General features: G+C 69.6%; 13 protein-coding genes. All 13 read left to right on the top strand.

Annotated elements, in window-relative coordinates:
* The first annotated feature begins 3 nt into the window (after nt 1-3).
* The 13 genes from pstC to argF all read left to right on the top strand — a co-directional run bounded on the left by pstC (nt 4) and on the right by argF (nt 18,285).
* On the top strand, nt 4-1,020 hold the full coding sequence (gene pstC, locus ACH4U8_RS01850; RefSeq protein WP_360317379.1) for a phosphate ABC transporter permease subunit PstC: 1,017 nt from the start codon (nt 4-6) through the stop codon (nt 1,018-1,020).
* Nucleotides 1,021-1,069: 49 nt separating this feature from the next.
* On the top strand, nt 1,070-2,245 hold the full coding sequence (gene pstA / locus ACH4U8_RS01845; protein WP_360317381.1) for a phosphate ABC transporter permease PstA: 1,176 nt from the start codon (nt 1,070-1,072) through the stop codon (nt 2,243-2,245).
* A complete protein-coding gene (gene pstS, locus ACH4U8_RS01840; protein WP_360317382.1) occupies nt 2,242-3,858 on the top strand; it encodes a phosphate ABC transporter substrate-binding protein PstS in 1,617 nt (538 codons plus the stop codon). The genes pstA and pstS overlap by 4 nt, the downstream gene beginning before the upstream one ends.
* 162 nt (nt 3,859-4,020) lie before the next feature.
* Nucleotides 4,021-6,279 carry a hypothetical protein gene (locus tag ACH4U8_RS01835; protein ID WP_395775550.1) on the top strand — a complete coding sequence of 753 codons (2,259 nt, stop codon included), beginning with the start codon at nt 4,021-4,023 and terminating at the stop codon, nt 6,277-6,279.
* Nucleotides 6,276-7,238: a sortase gene (locus ACH4U8_RS01830; RefSeq protein WP_395775549.1), complete on the top strand. Its 963-nt coding sequence runs from the start codon at nt 6,276-6,278 to the stop codon at nt 7,236-7,238. Before ACH4U8_RS01835 ends, ACH4U8_RS01830 begins: the two co-directional genes overlap by 4 nt.
* A gap of 181 nt (nt 7,239-7,419) precedes the next feature.
* Nucleotides 7,420-8,136, top strand: coding sequence for a phosphate ABC transporter ATP-binding protein (locus ACH4U8_RS01825; protein ID WP_360317483.1), 717 nt, complete (start codon nt 7,420-7,422; stop codon nt 8,134-8,136).
* Complete coding sequence (locus ACH4U8_RS01820; protein WP_355529452.1) at nt 8,114-8,500, top strand: hypothetical protein; 387 nt, start codon at nt 8,114-8,116, stop codon at nt 8,498-8,500. The genes ACH4U8_RS01825 and ACH4U8_RS01820 overlap by 23 nt, the downstream gene beginning before the upstream one ends.
* 108 nt (nt 8,501-8,608) lie before the next feature.
* The gene (locus tag ACH4U8_RS01815; protein WP_395775548.1) at nt 8,609-9,493 is read left to right on the top strand and encodes a MerR family transcriptional regulator; all 885 of its coding nucleotides are present in this window, start codon (nt 8,609-8,611) and stop codon (nt 9,491-9,493) included.
* A 156-nt stretch (nt 9,494-9,649) separates the two neighbouring features.
* Nucleotides 9,650-11,455, top strand: coding sequence for a 3' terminal RNA ribose 2'-O-methyltransferase Hen1 (locus tag ACH4U8_RS01810; protein ID WP_395775547.1), 1,806 nt, complete (start codon nt 9,650-9,652; stop codon nt 11,453-11,455).
* Complete coding sequence (locus tag ACH4U8_RS01805) at nt 11,452-14,052, top strand: polynucleotide kinase-phosphatase (RefSeq protein WP_395775546.1); 2,601 nt, start codon at nt 11,452-11,454, stop codon at nt 14,050-14,052. Before ACH4U8_RS01810 ends, ACH4U8_RS01805 begins: the two co-directional genes overlap by 4 nt.
* Nucleotides 14,053-14,324: 272 nt before the next feature.
* Complete coding sequence (locus ACH4U8_RS01800) at nt 14,325-15,746, top strand: amino acid permease (RefSeq protein ID WP_395775545.1); 1,422 nt, start codon at nt 14,325-14,327, stop codon at nt 15,744-15,746.
* A gap of 177 nt (nt 15,747-15,923) precedes the next feature.
* The gene (locus tag ACH4U8_RS01795; protein WP_395775544.1) at nt 15,924-17,150 is read left to right on the top strand and encodes an arginine deiminase; all 1,227 of its coding nucleotides are present in this window, start codon (nt 15,924-15,926) and stop codon (nt 17,148-17,150) included.
* A 133-nt stretch (nt 17,151-17,283) separates the two neighbouring features.
* On the top strand, nt 17,284-18,285 hold the full coding sequence (argF, locus tag ACH4U8_RS01790; RefSeq protein WP_360317398.1) for an ornithine carbamoyltransferase: 1,002 nt from the start codon (nt 17,284-17,286) through the stop codon (nt 18,283-18,285).
* The last annotated feature ends 94 nt before the right edge of the window (nt 18,286-18,379 follow it).

Here is an 18,379-nt window from a genome sequence, read left to right as displayed (position 1 = left end):
TCCATGGCACATCCGCCCGTGTTCGCACCCGAGTCGCCGGAACTCATCGATTCGCCCCGGCGGATCGTGGTACGTCGGACCAGGGCCGATCACGCGTTCCGCTGGACCACACGCGGCGTGGCGATCCTGGTCCTGGGACTGCTCGTCGCGATCGGCGGCTACCTGCTCTACCAGGGCAGCAGCGCGCTCGACCGGGCCGGTTGGGGATTCCTCACCGAGGACGTGTGGGAACCCAAGAGCGGCACCTTCGGCGTTCGCGGCCTGCTCACCGGGACCGTCCTGGTGGCCATCGTCGCGCTCGTCGTCGCCGTACCCATCGCCCTCACCGCGGCCCTGTACATCACCGAATTCGCACCCCGGCGCCTGCGCGGCGTACTCACCTCCATCGTGGACCTGATGGCGGCGGTGCCCAGCATCATCTACGGCATCTTCGGCTTCTTCGTGCTGCAACCCCAGCTCATCCCGGTCAGCCGATGGCTGGCCACCACCTTCGACTTCCTGCCGATCTTCGAGATCCGCACGATCGACGTGAAGGCCCGTTTCGTGGACAGCCAGTTCAGCTCCTCGCTGTTCATCTCCGGTGTGGTGGTCTCCACCATGGTCATCCCGATCTGCTGCTCGGTCAGCCGTGAGGTGTTCGGTCAGGCGCCGCCCGGCGAGAAAGAGGGCGCCCTCGCGCTCGGCGCCACCCGTTGGGGGGTGATCCGCGCGGTGGTCCTGCCGTTCGGACGCGGCGGCATGATCGGCGGCATCATGCTCGGCCTGGGCCGAGCCCTGGGCGAGACCATCGCCGTCGCGATGATCATCTCGTTCAACACCGACTTCTCGTTCCGCATCCTCGACGGCCAGGGCTCGACGATCTCCTCGTTGATCGTCCTGAAGTACGGCGAGGCCGACACCGAGTCGATCTCCGCGCTGATGGCCGCCGGCCTCGCGCTCTTCGTCCTCACCCTCGCCGTCAACACCGTCGCCGGTGTCCTGGTCGCCCGCTCGCGCAGCGGCAAGTCCACCGAGATCTGAACCGCGAACAACGGCTCCACCAGACCCACCATCGAGGGGATCCACGACGATGACCGTCACCGAGCCGATCGTTCGGCCCGGGCCCGACGCGCCGCCGCCCGCGTCCGCGCCGCGACCACCGGAGGAAGCCCGCGTGGCGTTGCGCCGCGTGGCGCCCGACGACATCGGCGTCGCACTCGGCGCCGCGGTCGCCGGCGCGAGCTTCGCGTGGGTGCTGTACGGGCGCATCCTGCCGGTCGCCGGCTGGCAGGGCTACCTGATCACCGCCTACGTGAGCTTCCTGCTGCTGTACGCGATCGCCACCCGCATGCGCCTGGACCGGGTCGCCGCGAGCGACCGGGTCGCCGGCGCGGTGATCTCCACCGGTGCGGCCCTGATGGTCGCCACGGTGGTGACCGTGATCGGCTACGTCTTCGTCAAGGGCTTCGGTCGGATCCTGCACGCCGACTTCTTCACCGCCACCCAGCGACACTTCAGCGCCCTGAGCGCCGACGGGGTCGCGGTCGGCGCCGCACACGCCATCGTCGGCACCTTCGAACAAATGGGCATCGCGATCGTGCTGAGCGTCCCGCTCGGAGTGATCGCCGCGATCTACATGAACGAGGTCGGCGGCCGGTTCGCCTCGGTGGTGCGGGTGGTCGTCGAGGCGATGACCGCCATCCCCTCGGTGGTCGCGGGCCTGTTCGTCTACGCCTTCTTCGTCATCTCGCTCGGCCAGGGCTTCTGCGGCCTGGCCGCCGGACTCGCGCTCTCGGTCGAGATGATGCCGGTGGTCACGCGAGCCACCGAAGTGGTGCTGCGCCTGGTCCCCAACGGCCTGCGCGAGGCCTCGCTGGCGCTCGGCGCGAGCGAGTTCCGCACGCTGTGGAACGTGGTGCTGCCGACCGCCCGCAGCGGCCTGGTCACCGCGGTCATCCTCGGCTGCGCCCGCGTGGTCGGCGAGACCGCGCCCGTACTGCTCGTCGCCGGCGGCAGCGCGGGCATGAACTGGAACCCGTTCAGTGGTGTGCAGAACTCGTTGCCGTACTTCATCTGGGAGAACTACAAGTCGCCCAGCGACCAGCTCAACTCCCTCGCCTGGGGCGCCGGCGTCACCCTGCTGCTGATCGTCCTCGTGCTGTTCACCCTCGCACGCCTGATCGGCGGGCGGACCCCCGGCGAGTCCGGTCGCCGCAAGCGGCAGCGCGCCGCCGCCAAGTCCCTCACCCCGGAGCCCACTTCATGACCAGGATCAAGCGCGTCCCCGCGCTCTTGCTACGGCTGGCGATCGCCTCCGCACTCGCCGTGCCCTTGATCACCGTGCCGACCGGCACCGCCTCGGCCGCCGCCGGGATCAACGGCAGCGGGTCCACGTGGAGTGCGCCCGCGACCAAACAATGGGCGGCCGACGTCGCCGCCCGCGGTCTCGCGGTCGACTACAACCAGAACGGCTCCACCGCCGGGCGCACCGACTTCATGCACCACCTGGTGGACTTCGCCGTCTCCGAGATCCCCTTCCAGGGCAACTACGTCGACCGCACCGGCGCCTCGACCAACGAACTCGCCGCGCTGGCGAGCTCGAACACCAAATTCAAGTACCTGCCGATCGTCGCCGGCGGCACCTCGTTCATGTACAACCTGAAGATCCGCGGCCAGCAGGTCCGCAACCTGCAACTGTCGCCCAGGACCATCGCCGGGATCTTCACCAACCAGATCAAGGTGTGGAACGACAAGGCGATCAAGGACGACAATCCGGCACTGGCGCTGCCCGCCACCCCCATCACCCCGGTCGTGCGCTCGGACGGCTCGGGCACCAGCGCACAGTTCACCGCGTTCCTGACCAACCAGGTCAACGACATCTGGCGGCCGTTCTTCCCCGGCGGGATGACGTCGGAATTCCCGGTCAAGGGTGCGGCCAAGGCACAAGCGGGCTCCGAGGGCGTGGCCAACTACGTCGCGGCCGGATACGGCGAGGGCGCGATCACCTACGTCGAGACCGCCTACGCCATTCAACGCCAATTCCCGGTGGCCTCGGTCAAGAACGCCGGCGGCGTGTACACCCAACCCACGTCCGACGCGGTGTCGATCGGGCTCACCAAGGCCCGGTTGAACCAGGACAGTACGCAGATCCTCGACGACGTCTACACCAACCCCGACCGGCGCGCCTACCCGATCTCCAGCTACAGCTACATGATCGTGCCGGCGGCGAAACAGTTCGGCTTCGACGAGGCCAAGGGCGAGACGCTGGGCAAGTTCATCAAATACTTCCTGTGTGCGGGACAGGCCAGGGCCCCCGAGCTGGGCTACTCGCCGCTGCCGCCCAAGCTGGTCAGCTTCGGCTACGAGGCGATCAAGTCGATTCCCGGCGCACCCGATCCGGGCGCGCTGCCGGCCAACTTGAACAAGCCGACCAAGGCGGAGTACGACGCCTGCCCGAACCCGACCTACAACCCGTCGTGGGTACCGCCGGAGCAAAAGCAACAACAGCAACAGAACGTCCCCGGCAGCACCAACCAGAACAACAACACCACGAACAACGGCAACGGGAACGGCAACGGCAACGGAACCGGCAACACGCCCAAGCCCGGTGACACCCCCGGCGCGAACACCCCCGGCGGCCAAGGAGAGAACGGCACCGGCGGCACCGGCGACCAAAACACCGGCGAAGTCCTGGCCGGCGGCGACAAGTCCGGCCCCGCGGGGCCGGTCAGCGCCGGATCGGTGGAAAGCGGCGACTCGCCGCCCCTGCCCCCCGTGTGGTTCTACGCGCTGACACTGGTGTGCCTGGCCGGCGCGGTGTTCGGCGCACCCTTCCTGTACAGCCGCCTCGGTCGAGGGCGTGGGCCCGATGTCGGTTGAGTCGGGTGACCGGGAGATGTCCGGTCCGTGCGTCGCAGACGAACTTTCGAACACCGTGTCGGATTCCGCTCCCCCGGTACCGCCGCGCCGCGCGAGGATCGGCGCGGGTCGTCCTCGCCGGGGGAGCCGTCCCCGAACGCGGGCGTCAGAAGTGGAGTTGCCGTGAGCGGCATCGAACCATCCACCGCCTCGCGCGGTCGCGTGCCGACCGTCGGTGGAGTCATCGCGCTGTGCGTCGCCCTGCTCGCGGGATGGCTGAGTGTGATCGTCGGCTCCGCCGGCGCGGCCGAGCCCCGCCCGACGGTGACCGTGTCGCAGAACACGAGCCTGGTCAACCAGCGAATCCTGGTCAAATGGACCGGATTCACCCTGGCCGCCGGCACCAACAGTGTGGTCGTCATGCAGTGCAAGGGCACCTCGCCCCAGCCCCGCGACTGTTGGGCGCCGCGCTGGACCGAGAACGGCAACGAGGTCAAGCAGCCGGACTCGTCACCGCCGGGAGCCGCCACCAAGCAGACCGGACTGCCCACCGCCGCCGACGGATCCGGCCAGGTGTGGATCCAGGTACGGCCGGCGCTGCGACTGTCGGAACTGGGCTGCTCCGACCGCCAGGCATGCTCGATCGTGGCATTCGTGATGCCCGCCGCCGGGAGCACCGTCACCTCGTTCACGCCATTCCACGTGGACCTGGGTGAGTCGTACGGCCCCAAGGACACCGACATGGCTCTCGCCTTCGCCGCCGGGCAGGCCGCGTTCACGCCGCTGTCCTTCGTGCCCGCACCCGACGCGTGCCCCGGCATGGAGCACCCGGACCTCTCGGTCAACGGGTCCGGCGAGTTCACCCAGGCCGGCGCCTCCTGGGTGTTCGGGCTGTGCGGCGCCCGGACCAGCCCGGTCAACATGACGGTGAGCGCCGGCTCCGGCCCCAGCGGTCGCGAAGCGTTCCTCGGCAACCTCGTCGACGTCGGCGTCACCCAACAGCCCATCGGCGGCCCCCTCGACAAGGCCCGTCCGGTGGCGCTGCCGACCATCCGGGACAAGGACAAGACCGTGTACGCGCCGCTGACCAACGGCGCGCTGGTCTTCTCGTTCAACATCGACGACGTGCAGACACACCTGCCCATCCCGTCGATGAAGCTGACCCCCCGATTGATCGCGAAACTGATCACCGGGGCGTACCTGCCTTTCGAACACGAGCCCGGCGCCATCCTGAATTTCTATGACGACCCCGAGTTCAAGGCCCTCAACGGGACGTACTCCTGGCCCACCGCCGCGCGCACCCCGATCCTGCGCGGCGTCCAGGACGACACCATCTGGGCGCTCACCGCATGGCTTGCCTCCGACCCGGAGACGGTCACCTGGCTCTCCGGCACACCCGACGCCAGTGGCATCGTGTGCCCGCCGGAATGGCGGATCGGCAAGGCGACCTATCCGCTGGCGGTGTACACCAACCGGGTCGAGATGCTCTCCAACACGAACGTGCCGCAGACGGTCTACGAAGACGTCGTCAACCGGCTCGGCAACGCGGTGCCCACCAACCGCAGCATGACCGAGGTCGGACCCAAGGACGACGGCCAGGACAAGTACGGATCCCACTACGTGATGGCCATCACCACGGTCGAGGCCGCCACCCGCATGGGCACCCCGGTGGCCAAGATCCGCAACGCCGCAGGCAACTTCGTCGACCCGACCGACCCCGCGACCGTGCGCGCCGGCCTCGCCGTCGCCAAGCCGGGGTCGGACGGGGTGACACTGACCAACGACTACCGCAACACCGCGCAGAACGCCTACCCGCTCACCATCACCGACGTGGCGATGGTCTCCACGGACAAGCTCACCGCCGCCAAGGCGGCCAAGATCGACACCTTCCTCGCCTACGCGGCAACCGCCGGCCAGGTACAGACCGGGAGCTTCAGGCCCGGCGCGCTGCCGCCCGGCTACACCCCGCTCAGCGACGCGCAGAAGCAGCAGATCGCCGCCGCCCGCTCGAAGATCGCCGCCGCGCCCAAGTGGACCGGCGAGACCCCGCCGCCCACCACCGCGCCGGTCGACCAGGGCACCGGCGCCGGCAACTCGGGCGGTTCGAGCGCCGGCAACGGCAGCCCGAACACCCCGGGCACGATCGACCCCGGCAACACCCCGACCGCGGCGCCCTCGACCGCGCCCTCCACCGCCCCCGTCGGCGCGGCCGCCCCGCCCACCGACAAGGGCCCGTTCCCCTCGGTCGCCAACGTGATCAAAGACGCGCTCGACGGCGACCCGTCCGCGGTCGTGCTGCTGGTCCTGATGTGCGTGAGCGGCGCCGCGCTGATCGCCTGCCCGGTACTGCTCTCGCTCGGACACAAGCGCCGCACCGGTGGCTGGCCGCCACCGGTAGCCGCCGTCCTGCGCCTGATCGGTCGCCAGGGGGCCACCGCATGACCGCCGACACCGTCTCCAAGGTGCCCGCGACCGCGCCGGCGACCGCACCCGCGACCGACCCTGCGCCCGCGAGCGCACCCGCAGGCGCCGACGGGCGACCGCCGACGACCGCGGGCAAACCCCGCAGCGCGCGCCCGGACCCGTACACGATCGCCGGCGCATCCGTCGCGCTGCTCGCCCTGCTCATCGCGGGCTTCGTCGGCTACCTCTACGTGGTCTCCGACATCCAACAGGCCCGCGACCAGAGCATCCTGGCTGACCGACTCTCCGACGAGCTCTACCGCGACGTGGGCCCGCTCGGCGGCAACATCGACAAGGGCAGCCCGGTCGCGATGCTGCGCATCCCCGCGATCGGCGTGCGCCAGGTCGTGGTCGAGGGCACCACCGCGGACTCGCTCGCCAAGGGCCCCGGACACCTGCGCACCAGCGGCCTGCCCGGCCAGGGCGGGCACAGCGTGATCATGGGCCGCTCGCACACCTTCGGCGGCCCGTTCCGCGACCTCGGCAAGCTGCGCGTCGGCCAACGCATCGAAGCCACCACCCAACAGGGCGAGTTCACCTACAAGGTGATCGAGCGCAGGCACGTGGCCAACGGCAAGGACGACGTGCTCGCGCCCGGCCGGGAGAACCGGCTCGTGCTGATCACCGCCGACTCGTGGATCCGACCCGGTGGGCGCACCGTCGTCATCGCCGAACTACAGGGCGCCCCCAAGGCCCAGGAGGGTCGCCGTCCGCAAGGTCTACGCGCGGACGAGAAGGGCACCGGCGGCTACGCGGACGCCGGCGTGCGGCTGCTGCTGTGGGCACAGGCGTTCACGCTCGTGCTCGTCGTCCTGGTCTGGGCGCTGCGCCGCCACCCCGATCGCCGAGTCACGCTCCTGCTCGGCACCCCGGTCGTGCTCGCCGTCGTGTGGGCACTGTACGAATCCGCCGCTCGCGTACTCCCGGCGACGCTCTGACGCCGGTTCTCGTCCCGTCCCACTCCACACCCCGGAGGCTCCGCACGTGACCAGCCCGGACAGCGGTGCGACGACTCTCGCTCCCGCAGCCGAGACCCAGCCTTTACCGGTTCAATCCGCCGGCGGGCGTGGCTCGACGCTCACCGCGGATGCCGTCAGCGCCTGGTTCGGCACCCACAAGGTGCTCGAACGCGTCGACCTCGTGATGGCGGCCAACTCCGTCACGGCCCTGATCGGGCCGTCCGGCTGCGGCAAGTCCACCTTCCTGCGCATCCTCAACCGGATGCACGAACTGGTGCCCAGCGCGCAACTCGCGGGCCGGGTCCTGCTCGACGGCGAGGACATCTACGACTCCACCCGCCGTCCGATCGAGACCCGCCGACGGGTGGGGATGGTCTTCCAAAAGCCCAACCCGTTCCCGGCGATGTCCATCTACGACAACGTGGTCGCCGGCCTGAAGCTGACCGGCGTGCGCAACGTCGACAAGGACGCCGTCGTGGAGTCCTCGCTGGTACGGGCCGGCCTGTGGATGGAGGTGAGAAATCGGCTCCGGCAACCCGGCGGCGCACTCTCCGGAGGCCAGCAGCAACGTCTCTGCATCGCCCGCTCCCTGGCGGTCGACCCGGACGTGCTGCTCATGGACGAGCCTTGCTCGGCACTCGACCCGACCTCCACCCGGCGGATCGAGGACACCATCGGCGAACTGCGCGACGACATCACCATCGTGATCGTCACCCACAACATGCAGCAGGCCCAACGCGTATCCGACCACTGTGCGTTCTTCCTCGCGGCGGAGAACACCCCCGGCCACATCGTCGAGGCCGGACCCACCACCGCGATCTTCGGCGCCCCCCGCGACCCTCGGACGGCCGACTATGTCGCCGGTCGCTTCGGATGAGTCGCGGGCCCCGGACGGTACGCCGGAACGGCACGCGCGCTACGACGTCCACCTGGACGCCGAGCAGCACGTGCGGTGGCGGCTCATCGCCCCGAACGGCCGCGTGCTCGCGCGGTCCGCTCGGGGCCATGTCACGGCGGGGGCCTGCCGTATCGAGCTGGACCGGCTGCGTCGCCGGGTCGTCGACCTCGTGCCCGTCATCGGACGGGCCACGGGCGCGCCGGGATGGTTCTGGAGCGTGGCTCTCGAACCCAGCGCCCCCGTGGCGTTGTCGGCCCGCACCTACGAACGCCTGGAGAGCTGCCAGGTGTCCTACGAGAGATTCGTCCGCCTGCTGACCGTCACCGAGCCCGACGACTGGTGACCCCGGGCCGCGCGCCCGCCGCGATCGCGACGATCGCGGCGGCGCGCCCCCCGCAGTGGACTCTCCCGTCACGGGAGAGGGCACCGTGGTCGCTCGGAGGTGATGAGGATGCTCCTCGGCATCGGAGACTTCGCACGTGCCACGGGCCTGACCGTCAAGGCGCTGCGTTGGTACGACGAACAGGGCGTGCTGGTGCCCGCGGACGTGGACCCGCACACGCGCTACCGCCGCTACACGATCGGCCAAGTCGAACGGGCGGGCCTGGTCCGTGCACTGCGCTCGGCCGGTGTACCACTCGCGGCCATCCGCGACACGATGCACGAAGGCGGCTGCGCGCACGAGGCGTTGCGCGTGCGACGGGAGGCGGTGCGGACCGAACGGGCGCGCGAGGATCGAGCGCTCGCGACGGCGGAACGGGTACTCGCGGGTGCGGGTCTCGCCTACGACGTGCGCCTGCGGGCGACGCCGCCTCGGGCCTGGGTCGGGGTGGTCGAGTACGTCGTATTGCCGGCGGACGCGGACGCGGGGCCGGTGATCGCGGACTCGGGTGGTGCCGTCGTGGATGCGGACGTCGCGATCGAGGGCGCCTTCTCGGATTTGTACGCGAGCCTGCACGCGGACGGCATCGCGCCCATCGGAGCTTTCTGGCTGGACCTGGGTCGACCAGCGGACGACGCCGGCGCCGAGGTCGGGCTGTGCGTGCCGATCGCCGCGCCGGTACCCGAGGGTTGGTCGGTGCCCGGACGTCGGACCATCACCGGCACCCGCCCGGCCGGCCGCGAACTGACCACCGACCACGTGCTCACCGACGACGACGCCGGCGACGGGACCGCCGTGCACCCGGCGTTCGCCGCGCTCGTGCGGGCCGCCGCCGAACAGGAGTTGTCGATCGACCTGGGCAGTGTGCGACAGCACTGCCCGCGAGAGGTCGCGGGCGCGCAGGCGGGCGCGACCCGTACGGCGGTGGAACTGTCCGTCGACGTCGACGAGTGAGGGCGCAACCGAGGATGCGGTCGCAGGCACGGTCGCAGGCGCGTCGGGGCGGTGCCGGAGGGCGGTTCGGAAGCTGCGTCGGTGGGCGCGCCGGCGGGGTGCACACCGGGAAAAAGCGATCGTCGGTGACCGGGTGCCTGGCACATAATCGGCCTGGTGTTCCTGACCATCGCAACCACTCATCAGCCCGCCACCGACCTCGGCTTCCTGCTGCACAAGCACCCCGGGAAGGTGCAACGGTTCTCCACGACCTACGGCGAAGCACACGTCTTCTACCCCGAGGCGGACGACGCGCGCTGCACCGCGGCGCTGCTGCTCGACGTCGACCCGATCGCGCTCACCCGCGGGGTCAAGCGGGGCAAGGGCGCCAAGGGCTCGCCCGACCTGGCACTCGCGCAGTACGTCAACGACCGGCCCTACGCCGCGTCGTCGCTGCTCGCGGTCGCGCTCGGCACGGTCTTTCGCACCGCGATGCAGGGGCGCTGCGACGCGCGTCCCGAGCTGGCGGCGATGCCGATGCCGTTGGAGATCGAGGTACCCGCGCTGCCCGCGCGCGGTGGCGAAGAGATGGTCCGTCGGCTGTTCCAGCCGCTGGGATGGCAGGTGAGGATCGAGTCGATTCCGCTGGATCCGCGCTTTCCGGCATGGGGCGAATCGCGCTACGTGCGCCTGGCGCTGAGCGGCACGATGTTGCTCGCCGACGCGCTGCGGCAGCTCTACGTGCTGCTGCCGGTCCTGGACAACGCGAAGCACTACTGGGTCGCGCCCGACGAGGTGGACAAGCTGCTCCGCGCCGGCGAGGGCTGGCTGTCCGGGCATCCGGAGCGCGACCTGATCGCGAGCCGCTACCTCGCGCGCCGTCCCACCCTCACCCGCAGCGCGATGGAGCGGCTCGCCGAGATCGACGACACCACGCCGGAGAACCTCGACAACGCGATACCGGACGACGCCGGCGAGGACGCCGAGGCAGCCGTGGACGCGGAGGCGGGTGCGGTCGCGGGTGTGACGCCGGCAGACGCGGGTGCGCCTGCGGGCGCGATGCCGGCGCGTGCGGTGGGGGTGCGGGCGGCCGAGGGCGTGGCACCCGCACGTGCGGTCGAAGGCGTCGCGGCCGGCCTTGCGACCGAGGGACCTGCGCCCGAGACCGAGGGATCCGCGTCTGAGACCGAGGGTGCTGCTCCTGCGGCTGCGGCCCTTGCGGCTGTGCCGGCGACCGCCGAGGTGGTGGACGCAGGTGCGGGTACGACCGAGCGACCCCCGACGCTCGCCAGGCAGCGGCGGGACGCGATTCTGACGGCGCTGCGGGCGGCCGGGGCCGAGCGGGTGCTCGATCTGGGTTGTGGCGACGGCAAGTTGATCGGGGCCCTGCTTCGCGAGCCGCGCTTTCGCGAGATCGTCGGCGTCGACGTGTCCACCCGAGCGCTCACCATCGCCGAGCGCAAGCTCAAGCTCGCCCGGATGTCGGAGCGGCAACGCGATCGTGTGCGGCTTATCCAGGGCGCACTGACCTACACCGACAAGCGCCTCGCCGGCTACGACGCAGCCGTGCTGTGCGAAGTGATCGAGCACCTGGACGAACCACGCCTGCCCGCCATGGAATACGCCGTGCTCGGCTCGGCCCGACCGGCGACCGTCGTGGTCACCACCCCCAACGTCGAGTACAACGTCCGCTACGCCCCGGAAGAGGCGGGCGGCGAAGGTCTCGCGGCGGGCGCCATGCGGCACGGCGACCACCGCTTCGAATGGGACCGCGCCACGTTTCGCGCGTGGGCCGAGCGGGCGGCGGACAGGTACGGCTACGCCACCCGATTCGAACCGGTCGGCGAAGTCGACCCCGAGGTCGGCCCCTCGACCCAGATGGTCGTCTTCACCCGTACCGAGACCGACCTCGCCGGCATCCCGCACGCCCCCGACACCCCCACCCCCACCATCGACAACGAAGGCACCGGAGCAACGGCATGACCCACGACGCGAGCGCCCGCCGTGCATTGACCATGCCCGACCTGTGTCTGGTGGTCCTGATCGGTACCACCGGCGCGGGCAAGTCGACCTTCGCCCGGACCCACTTCAAGCACACCCAGGTGCTCTCCTCCGACTACTTCCGCGGACTGGTCGCCGACGACGAGAACGACCAGTCGGCCTCCGGTGACGCGTTCGAACTGTTGCACCACGTCGCCCGGATGCGTCTCGCGTCCGGCCGGCTGACCGTGGTGGACGCCACCAACGTGCAACGCGAGGCCCGCGCGCAACTGGTCAAGGTCGCCCGCGACCACGACGTGTTCCCGGTCGCGATCGTGCTCGACATCCCCGAGGCCGAATGCCAGGCACGCAACTCCGCGCGCCCGGACCGGATGCACCTGCCCCCGCAGGTGATCCAGCGTCAGCACCGGGACCTGCGCCGATCGTTGCGCGGCCTGCAACGCGAGGGCTTTCGCAAGGTGCACGTGCTCTCCGGTGTGGACGAGGTCGCCCGCGCCGAGATGGTGTACGAACGCCGATACAACGACCTGCGACACCTGACCGGCCCGTTCGACGTGATCGGCGACATCCACGGTTGCCGCGCCGAGCTGGAATCGCTGCTGCTCGAACTCGGCTACGCGATCACCCGTGACCGGACGGGGCGGCCGGTCGACGCCGCACACCCCGAGGGACGGACCGCCGTGTTCGTCGGCGACCTGGTCGACCGCGGGCCGGACACCCCGGGCGTACTGCGCCTGGTGATGGGCATGGTCGGCGCGGGACACGCGCTGTGCGTACCGGGCAACCACGAGAACAAGCTGGTGCGCGCGCTCAAGGGCCGGCAGGTCAAGACCAGCCACGGACTCGCCGAATCACTCGAACAATTGGCCGCCGAGAGCGAGGAGTTCCGCACGCAGGTGGTCGACTTCTGCGAGTCTCTGGTCAGCCACTACCTGCTCGACGAGGGCAGGCTCGTGGTGTGCCACGCCGGTTTGCCGGAGAAGTACCACGGTCGTATGTCCGGGCGAGTGCGCAGTTTCGCCCTGTACGGGGACACCACCGGGGAGACCGACGAGTACGGCCTCCCGGTGCGCTACCCCTGGGCCGACGAATACCGGGGCAAGGCGACCGTGGTCTACGGGCACACGCCCACGCCGCGCGCCGTGTGGGTGAACAACACGATCTGCCTGGACACCGGTGCGGTGTTCGGTGGCGACCTGACCGCGCTGCGCTGGCCGGAGCGCGAACTGGTCGCCGTGCAGGCCGAACAGGTCTGGTACGAGCCCGTGCGTCCGTTGGCCTCGCAGGCGCCGGGTGGCCGTGACGGGCGGACCCTCGACCTGGGCGACGTACTCGACCTGAGCGCCGGCGGAGTCGGTCGCCGGCATGTCGAGACGGCCGGCGCAGGCATGGTGACGGTACGTCAGGAGAACGCGGCGGCGGCCCTGGAGGTGATGAGCCGGTTCGCCATCGACCCGCGCTGGCTGGTCTACCTGCCCCCGACGATGGCACCGTGCGCGACCAGCACGCTGCCGGGGCTGCTCGAACATCCGGCCGAGGCGTTCGCGCAGTTCCACGCGGACGGGGTCGCCAAGGTGATCTGCGAGGAGAAGCACATGGGCTCGCGCGCGGTCGCCCTGGTGTGCCGGGACGAGGCCGCCGCGCGCGAGGCGTTCGGAGTGGACGAGGGGATGGGCGCGGGCGCGGTGTGGACCCGCACCGGGCGCGGCTTCTTCGCCGATCGGGCCACCACCGACGGCTTCCTGCACCGGCTGCGCGCGGCGATCGACGCGGCGGGGCTGTGGGCGGAGCTGGACACCGACTGGCTGCTGTTCGATGCCGAGTTGATGCCGTGGTCGGCCAAGGCGCAGGAGTTGCTGCGGCAGCAGTACGCCGCCGTGGGCGCGGCCGCGACCGCCGCGTTGCCGGTCGCCGGCGCCGCGCTGGCGCGTGCACTCGAACGCGGAATCGACGTCGGCGACCTGGCTGATCGCATCCGCGGTCGCGAGGCCAACGCGCACGCCTTCGTCGACGCCTACGGCCGGTACTGCTGGGAGACCGACGGCCTCGCGGGACTGCGCTTCGCGCCGTTCCAGATACTCGCCGGCCGCGCCGGGTCCTACCTGGGCCGCGACCACGAATGGCATCTCGCGCTCGCCGACCGACTGGTGGCGGCCGACCCCTCCGGGCTGCTCGCACCCACCGGCCGGCTGATCGTGGACGTCACCGACGAGCGGCAGGTCGCGGCCGGCGTGCACTGGTGGGCCGAACTGACCGCGGCCGGCGGTGAGGGCATGGTGGTCAAGCCGCTCGCGGGCGAGGCCGCGCGGGTCGCGAACCGTCGGGTGCAGCCGGGCGTCAAGTGCCGGGGACCGGAATACCTGCGGATCATCTACGGCGCCGACTACACCGAACCGGTGAACCTGGAACGACTGCGCAATCGTGGTCTGGGCCACAAGCGGTCGATGGCGCTGCGTGAGCACGCACTGGGCGCCGAGGCGCTGGACAGGCTGGCGACCGGCGAGGCGCTGTGGCGTGTGCACGAGGCGGTTTTCGCCGTCCTCGCGCTGGAATCGGAGCCGGTGGACCCCAGGCTCTGAGGCCGCGTCACCTGTTCGCAGCAAGGGCGGTATCCGTGCCCGCGCGGATGCCGCCCTTTCCTGCGTGAATGCCGGAAACTTTCGGGTATGTCGCTTCAGTGCCCTGTGCCGACCGAAGCGGGTCGAACGTCCCGTGTCGGTCGGTCCGAGCGTCGTCGCAGGTCGTGACCTGTGTCGGAGGTTCGCGCCCGACCCCGGGTGCAGGATTTCCATGTGGTGGAAAACGAGGCCGAAGACACGGCCCCGGATCCCCTCGACACGGAGGAGCAGCGATGAGCCACGCGGTGGATCCCCAGGCCCCGGCGGCGCCACCCGCGACCGATCCCGCGGCCGACGACACCGCGCGGGGCACCCTCGGTCTCCCGCAGGCGACCGCGCTCGTGGTCGGCGGTGTCGTGGGCACCGGGATCTTCCTGTTGCCGGCCACGCTCGCCAAGTACGGAACGATCAGCATCCTCGCCTTCGGCCTGGTCACCGTCGGCGCCCTGGCGATCGCGGCCGTCTTCGGCAAGTTGGGCGCACGCGTCCCGGCGGCCGGTGGCCCCTACGCCTACGCCCGCGAAGCCTTCGGCGAGTTCCCCGGATTCCTGAACGCGTGGTCGTTCTGGATTACCGCCTGGGCCGGCAACGCCGGCATCGCGGTGGCCTGGGTCGGCTACGTGAACTACTTCCTGCACTGGGACTCCGAACCGGGCAAGATCGCGATCGCCCTGGTCGGCCTGTGGATCCCGGCCCTGATCAACTTGTCCGGGGTCAAGAACATGGGCCTGTTCCAGGTGGTGACCACCGTGCTCAAGTTCGTTCCGCTGATGTTCGTCGCCATCGTCGGCCTGTTCTTCGTCGAGAGCGGCAACTTCGGCGAGTTCAACGCGAGCGGCAAGAGCTTCCTGGGCGCCCTCCAGGTCTCCGCGGCGCTGGTGGTGTTCGCCTACTCGGGTATCGAGGCCGCGTCGGTGGCCGCCGAGAAGGTCAAGGACCCCGAGCGCAACATCGGCAGGGCCTCGATCTACGGCACGCTCGCGTGCGCCGCCGTCTACATGCTCAGCACGATCGCGGTGATGGGCAACGTGCCGCATGGCGAACTCGTCGATTCCTCCGCCCCGTTCTCCGACGCGCTGAACAACATGTTCGGCGGCAGCGTCTGGGGCGGCATCATGGCCGCGATGGCGATCGTCTCGGGCATCGGCGCGCTCAACGGCTGGACCATGTTGTGCGCGGAGATGCCGTACGCGGCGGCCAAGGACGGCATGTTCCCGCGGCCGTTCGCCTCGGTCAATCGGGCGGGCGTGCCCGCCTTCGGAATTCTGGTCGCCACGGCCTTGACCTCGGTCGTGGTCGCGGTGAACTACCTGTGGTCCGAGGACGCCTTCGAGACGATCCTGCTGCTGGCCACCGTCACCACCGTGATCCCCTACCTGTTCTCCGCGTCGGCGCAACTGTTCTGGCTGGTCACCCGCGAGCGCCCGGTCAGCCGCGCGGCCTTGGCCAAGGACCTCACCATCGCCGGAGCGGGCTTCCTGTTCACGCTGTGGATGGTCTACGGCGCGGGCTCGGACGCGGTGCTCAAGAGCCTGATCATGCTGCTGCTCGGCATCCCGGTCTACATCTGGGTCAAGGCCTCGCGCGGCGAATACGGCCCCGGCGGCAAGGAGGCGACCTACGTCGAGGACGTCATCGTGGACATGCGCGATTGACGCGGCGCGCTCCCGGCGCGTCGTACCCCGGGCAACCGGAAAGACCATCCGCAGACGAAACCGGAAGCAGACACCGACCCGGCACCGAAAACCACCACCGAAGTACCACCGAAACCAGACCCGGTCCCGATGGCCGGAAAGCACAACGCAGTTCGCAACGGTCAGGAGGACCATTCCATGGGGTTCCACGTCGAGTCGGAGACCGGTCGCCTCAAGCAGGTGATCCTGCACCGCCCGGATCTGGAAATGAAGCGACTGACCCCGACGAACAAGGACGAGTTGCTGTTCGACGACGTGCTGTGGGTCAAGCGGGCCCGCGAGGAGCACGACGGCTTCGCGGACGCGCTGCGCGATCGCGGCATTCGTGTCCACCTGTTCACCGACCTGCTGCGCGAGACGCTCTCCGGCGAGCCGGCCGCCAAGAAAATGGTGCTCGACCGGGTCTTCGACGAGCGCGAGTTCGGCCTGCTGGCGGTGGATGAACTGCGCGGCCTGTTCGAGGGCTTCGACGCCAATGAGCTGGTCCGCTACCTGGTCGGCGGAATCACCAAGCGCGAGATCCTCGAATACGTGCAGGAGCCGCACAGCGTCGCGTTCCACACCATGGACGTGGACGACTTCGTACTCAAGCCGCTGCCCAACCACATCTTCACCCGGGACACCTCCTGTTGGGCCTACGACGGCGTCGCGGTGAACGCGATGATGATGCCCGCCCGCCGCCGTGAGACCGTGCACTTCGAGGCGATCTACAACTACCACCCGAACTTCGCCAAGGGTGACTTCAACGTATGGAACCCGGGCCAGAGCAGCTTCCCGGCGACCATGGAGGGCGGCGACGTCCTGGTCATCGGCAACCGTGCCGTCCTGGTCGGGATGAGCGAACGCACCACCCCGCAGGGCGTCGAGGCGCTGGCGCGTGCGCTGTTCAAGCACGGTTCCGCGACGAAGGTGGTCGCGCTGAACATGCCGAAGAAGCGCGCCTTCATGCACCTCGACACGGTGATGACGATGCTCGACGGCGAGACGTTCACCAAGTACGCCGGCATGGGCATGTTGCCGTCCTACACGATCGAACCGGGAGAACACGACAAGGAACTCAAGGTCACCGACCATCCGGCCCACGACATGCACAAGGCGATCGCGAGCGCGCTGGATCTGTCCGACATCCGGGTCCTGACCGCGACCCAGGACGTGCGCTCCGCCGAGCGCGAGCAGTGGGACGACGGATGCAACGTGCTGGCGGTGGAGCCCGGTGTGGTCTTCGCCTACGAGCGCAACGTGACCACGAACACCTACCTGCGCAAGAACGGCATCGAGGTGGTCACCATTCGCGGCAGCGAACTCGGACGCGGCCGCGGCGGGCCGCGCTGCATGAGTTGTCCGGTCGAGCGCGAGGCCGTCTAACCTGGCGGTTTGCCGATCCGTGTGACCCGTCGTGCGAGTCTTCGACCGACGCGTCGTGCGATTCGTCGTGCGACGTCTTGCCCGAGTGATTCGTCGATCCTTCGAACCCGTCCGAAGAGAGATGCCTGGAGCCATGGCCTTCAATCTGCGCCACCGCAACTTCCTCAAGGAATTGGACTTCACCCCCAAGGAGTTCAACCACCTGCTCGACCTCGCCGCGGACCTGAAGGCCGCCAAGTACGCGGGCATCGAGCGAAAGCGCCTCGTCGGCAAGAACATCGCGCTGATCTTCGAGAAGACCTCCACGCGCACCCGCTGCGCGTTCGAGGTCGCCGCCTACGACCAGGGCGCCGGCGTGACCTACCTCGACCCGGGCGGCTCGCAGATCGGGCACAAGGAGTCGATGAAGGACACCGCGCGGGTGCTCGGGCGAATGTACGACGGGATCGAGTACCGGGGCAGCAAGCAGGAGTACGTCGAGGAACTGGGCACGTACGCGGGCGTGCCGGTGTGGAACGGCCTGACCGACGAATGGCACCCCACCCAGATGCTCGCGGACATGCTCACCATGCGCGAACACAGCGACAAGCCACTGCACCAGGTCTCGTTCGCCTACCTCGGTGACACCCGCAACAACATGGGCAACTCGCTGTTGATCACCGCCGCGATGCTGGGCATGGACGTACGCATGGTCGCACCCGAGGAGTTGTGGAACGAGCCGGAGATCGTCGACAAGGCCAAGGAGATCGCGGTCGCGACCGGCGCCCGGATCACCCACACCGCCGACGTCGCGGACGGTGTCCGGGGCGTGGACTTCCTCTACACCGACGTGTGGGTGTCGATGGGCGAACCCAAGGAGGTCTGGGACACCCGGATCGCGCAACTCAAGGCGTACCAGGTCAACATGGACGTGGTGAAGGCGACCGGCAACCCCAAGGTCAAGTTCATGCACTGTCTCCCGGCGTTTCACGACCGCAACACCAAGGTCGGGCAGGACATCTTCGAAAAGACCGGCATGGAGGCGCTCGAGGTGACCGACGAGGTCTTCGAGTCGCACTTCTCGATCGTCTTCGACCAGGCCGAGAACCGCCTGCACACGATCAAGGCGGTCATGGTCGCCACCCTCGGCGACTAGGCCCGGAGCAGGTACGAGGATCGGCGCGGCCCGGGCACCGGACCATCGGTACCCGGGCCGCTCGTGGTTGCGCTACACCCCATTCAGCCGGATT

The organism is Embleya sp. NPDC020886 (genome assembly GCF_044333915.1).
Taxonomy (GTDB): domain Bacteria; phylum Actinomycetota; class Actinomycetes; order Streptomycetales; family Streptomycetaceae; genus Embleya.
The sequence above is the reverse complement of the archived record's forward strand: the minus strand, read 5'-3'. Positions and strand labels throughout refer to the sequence as shown.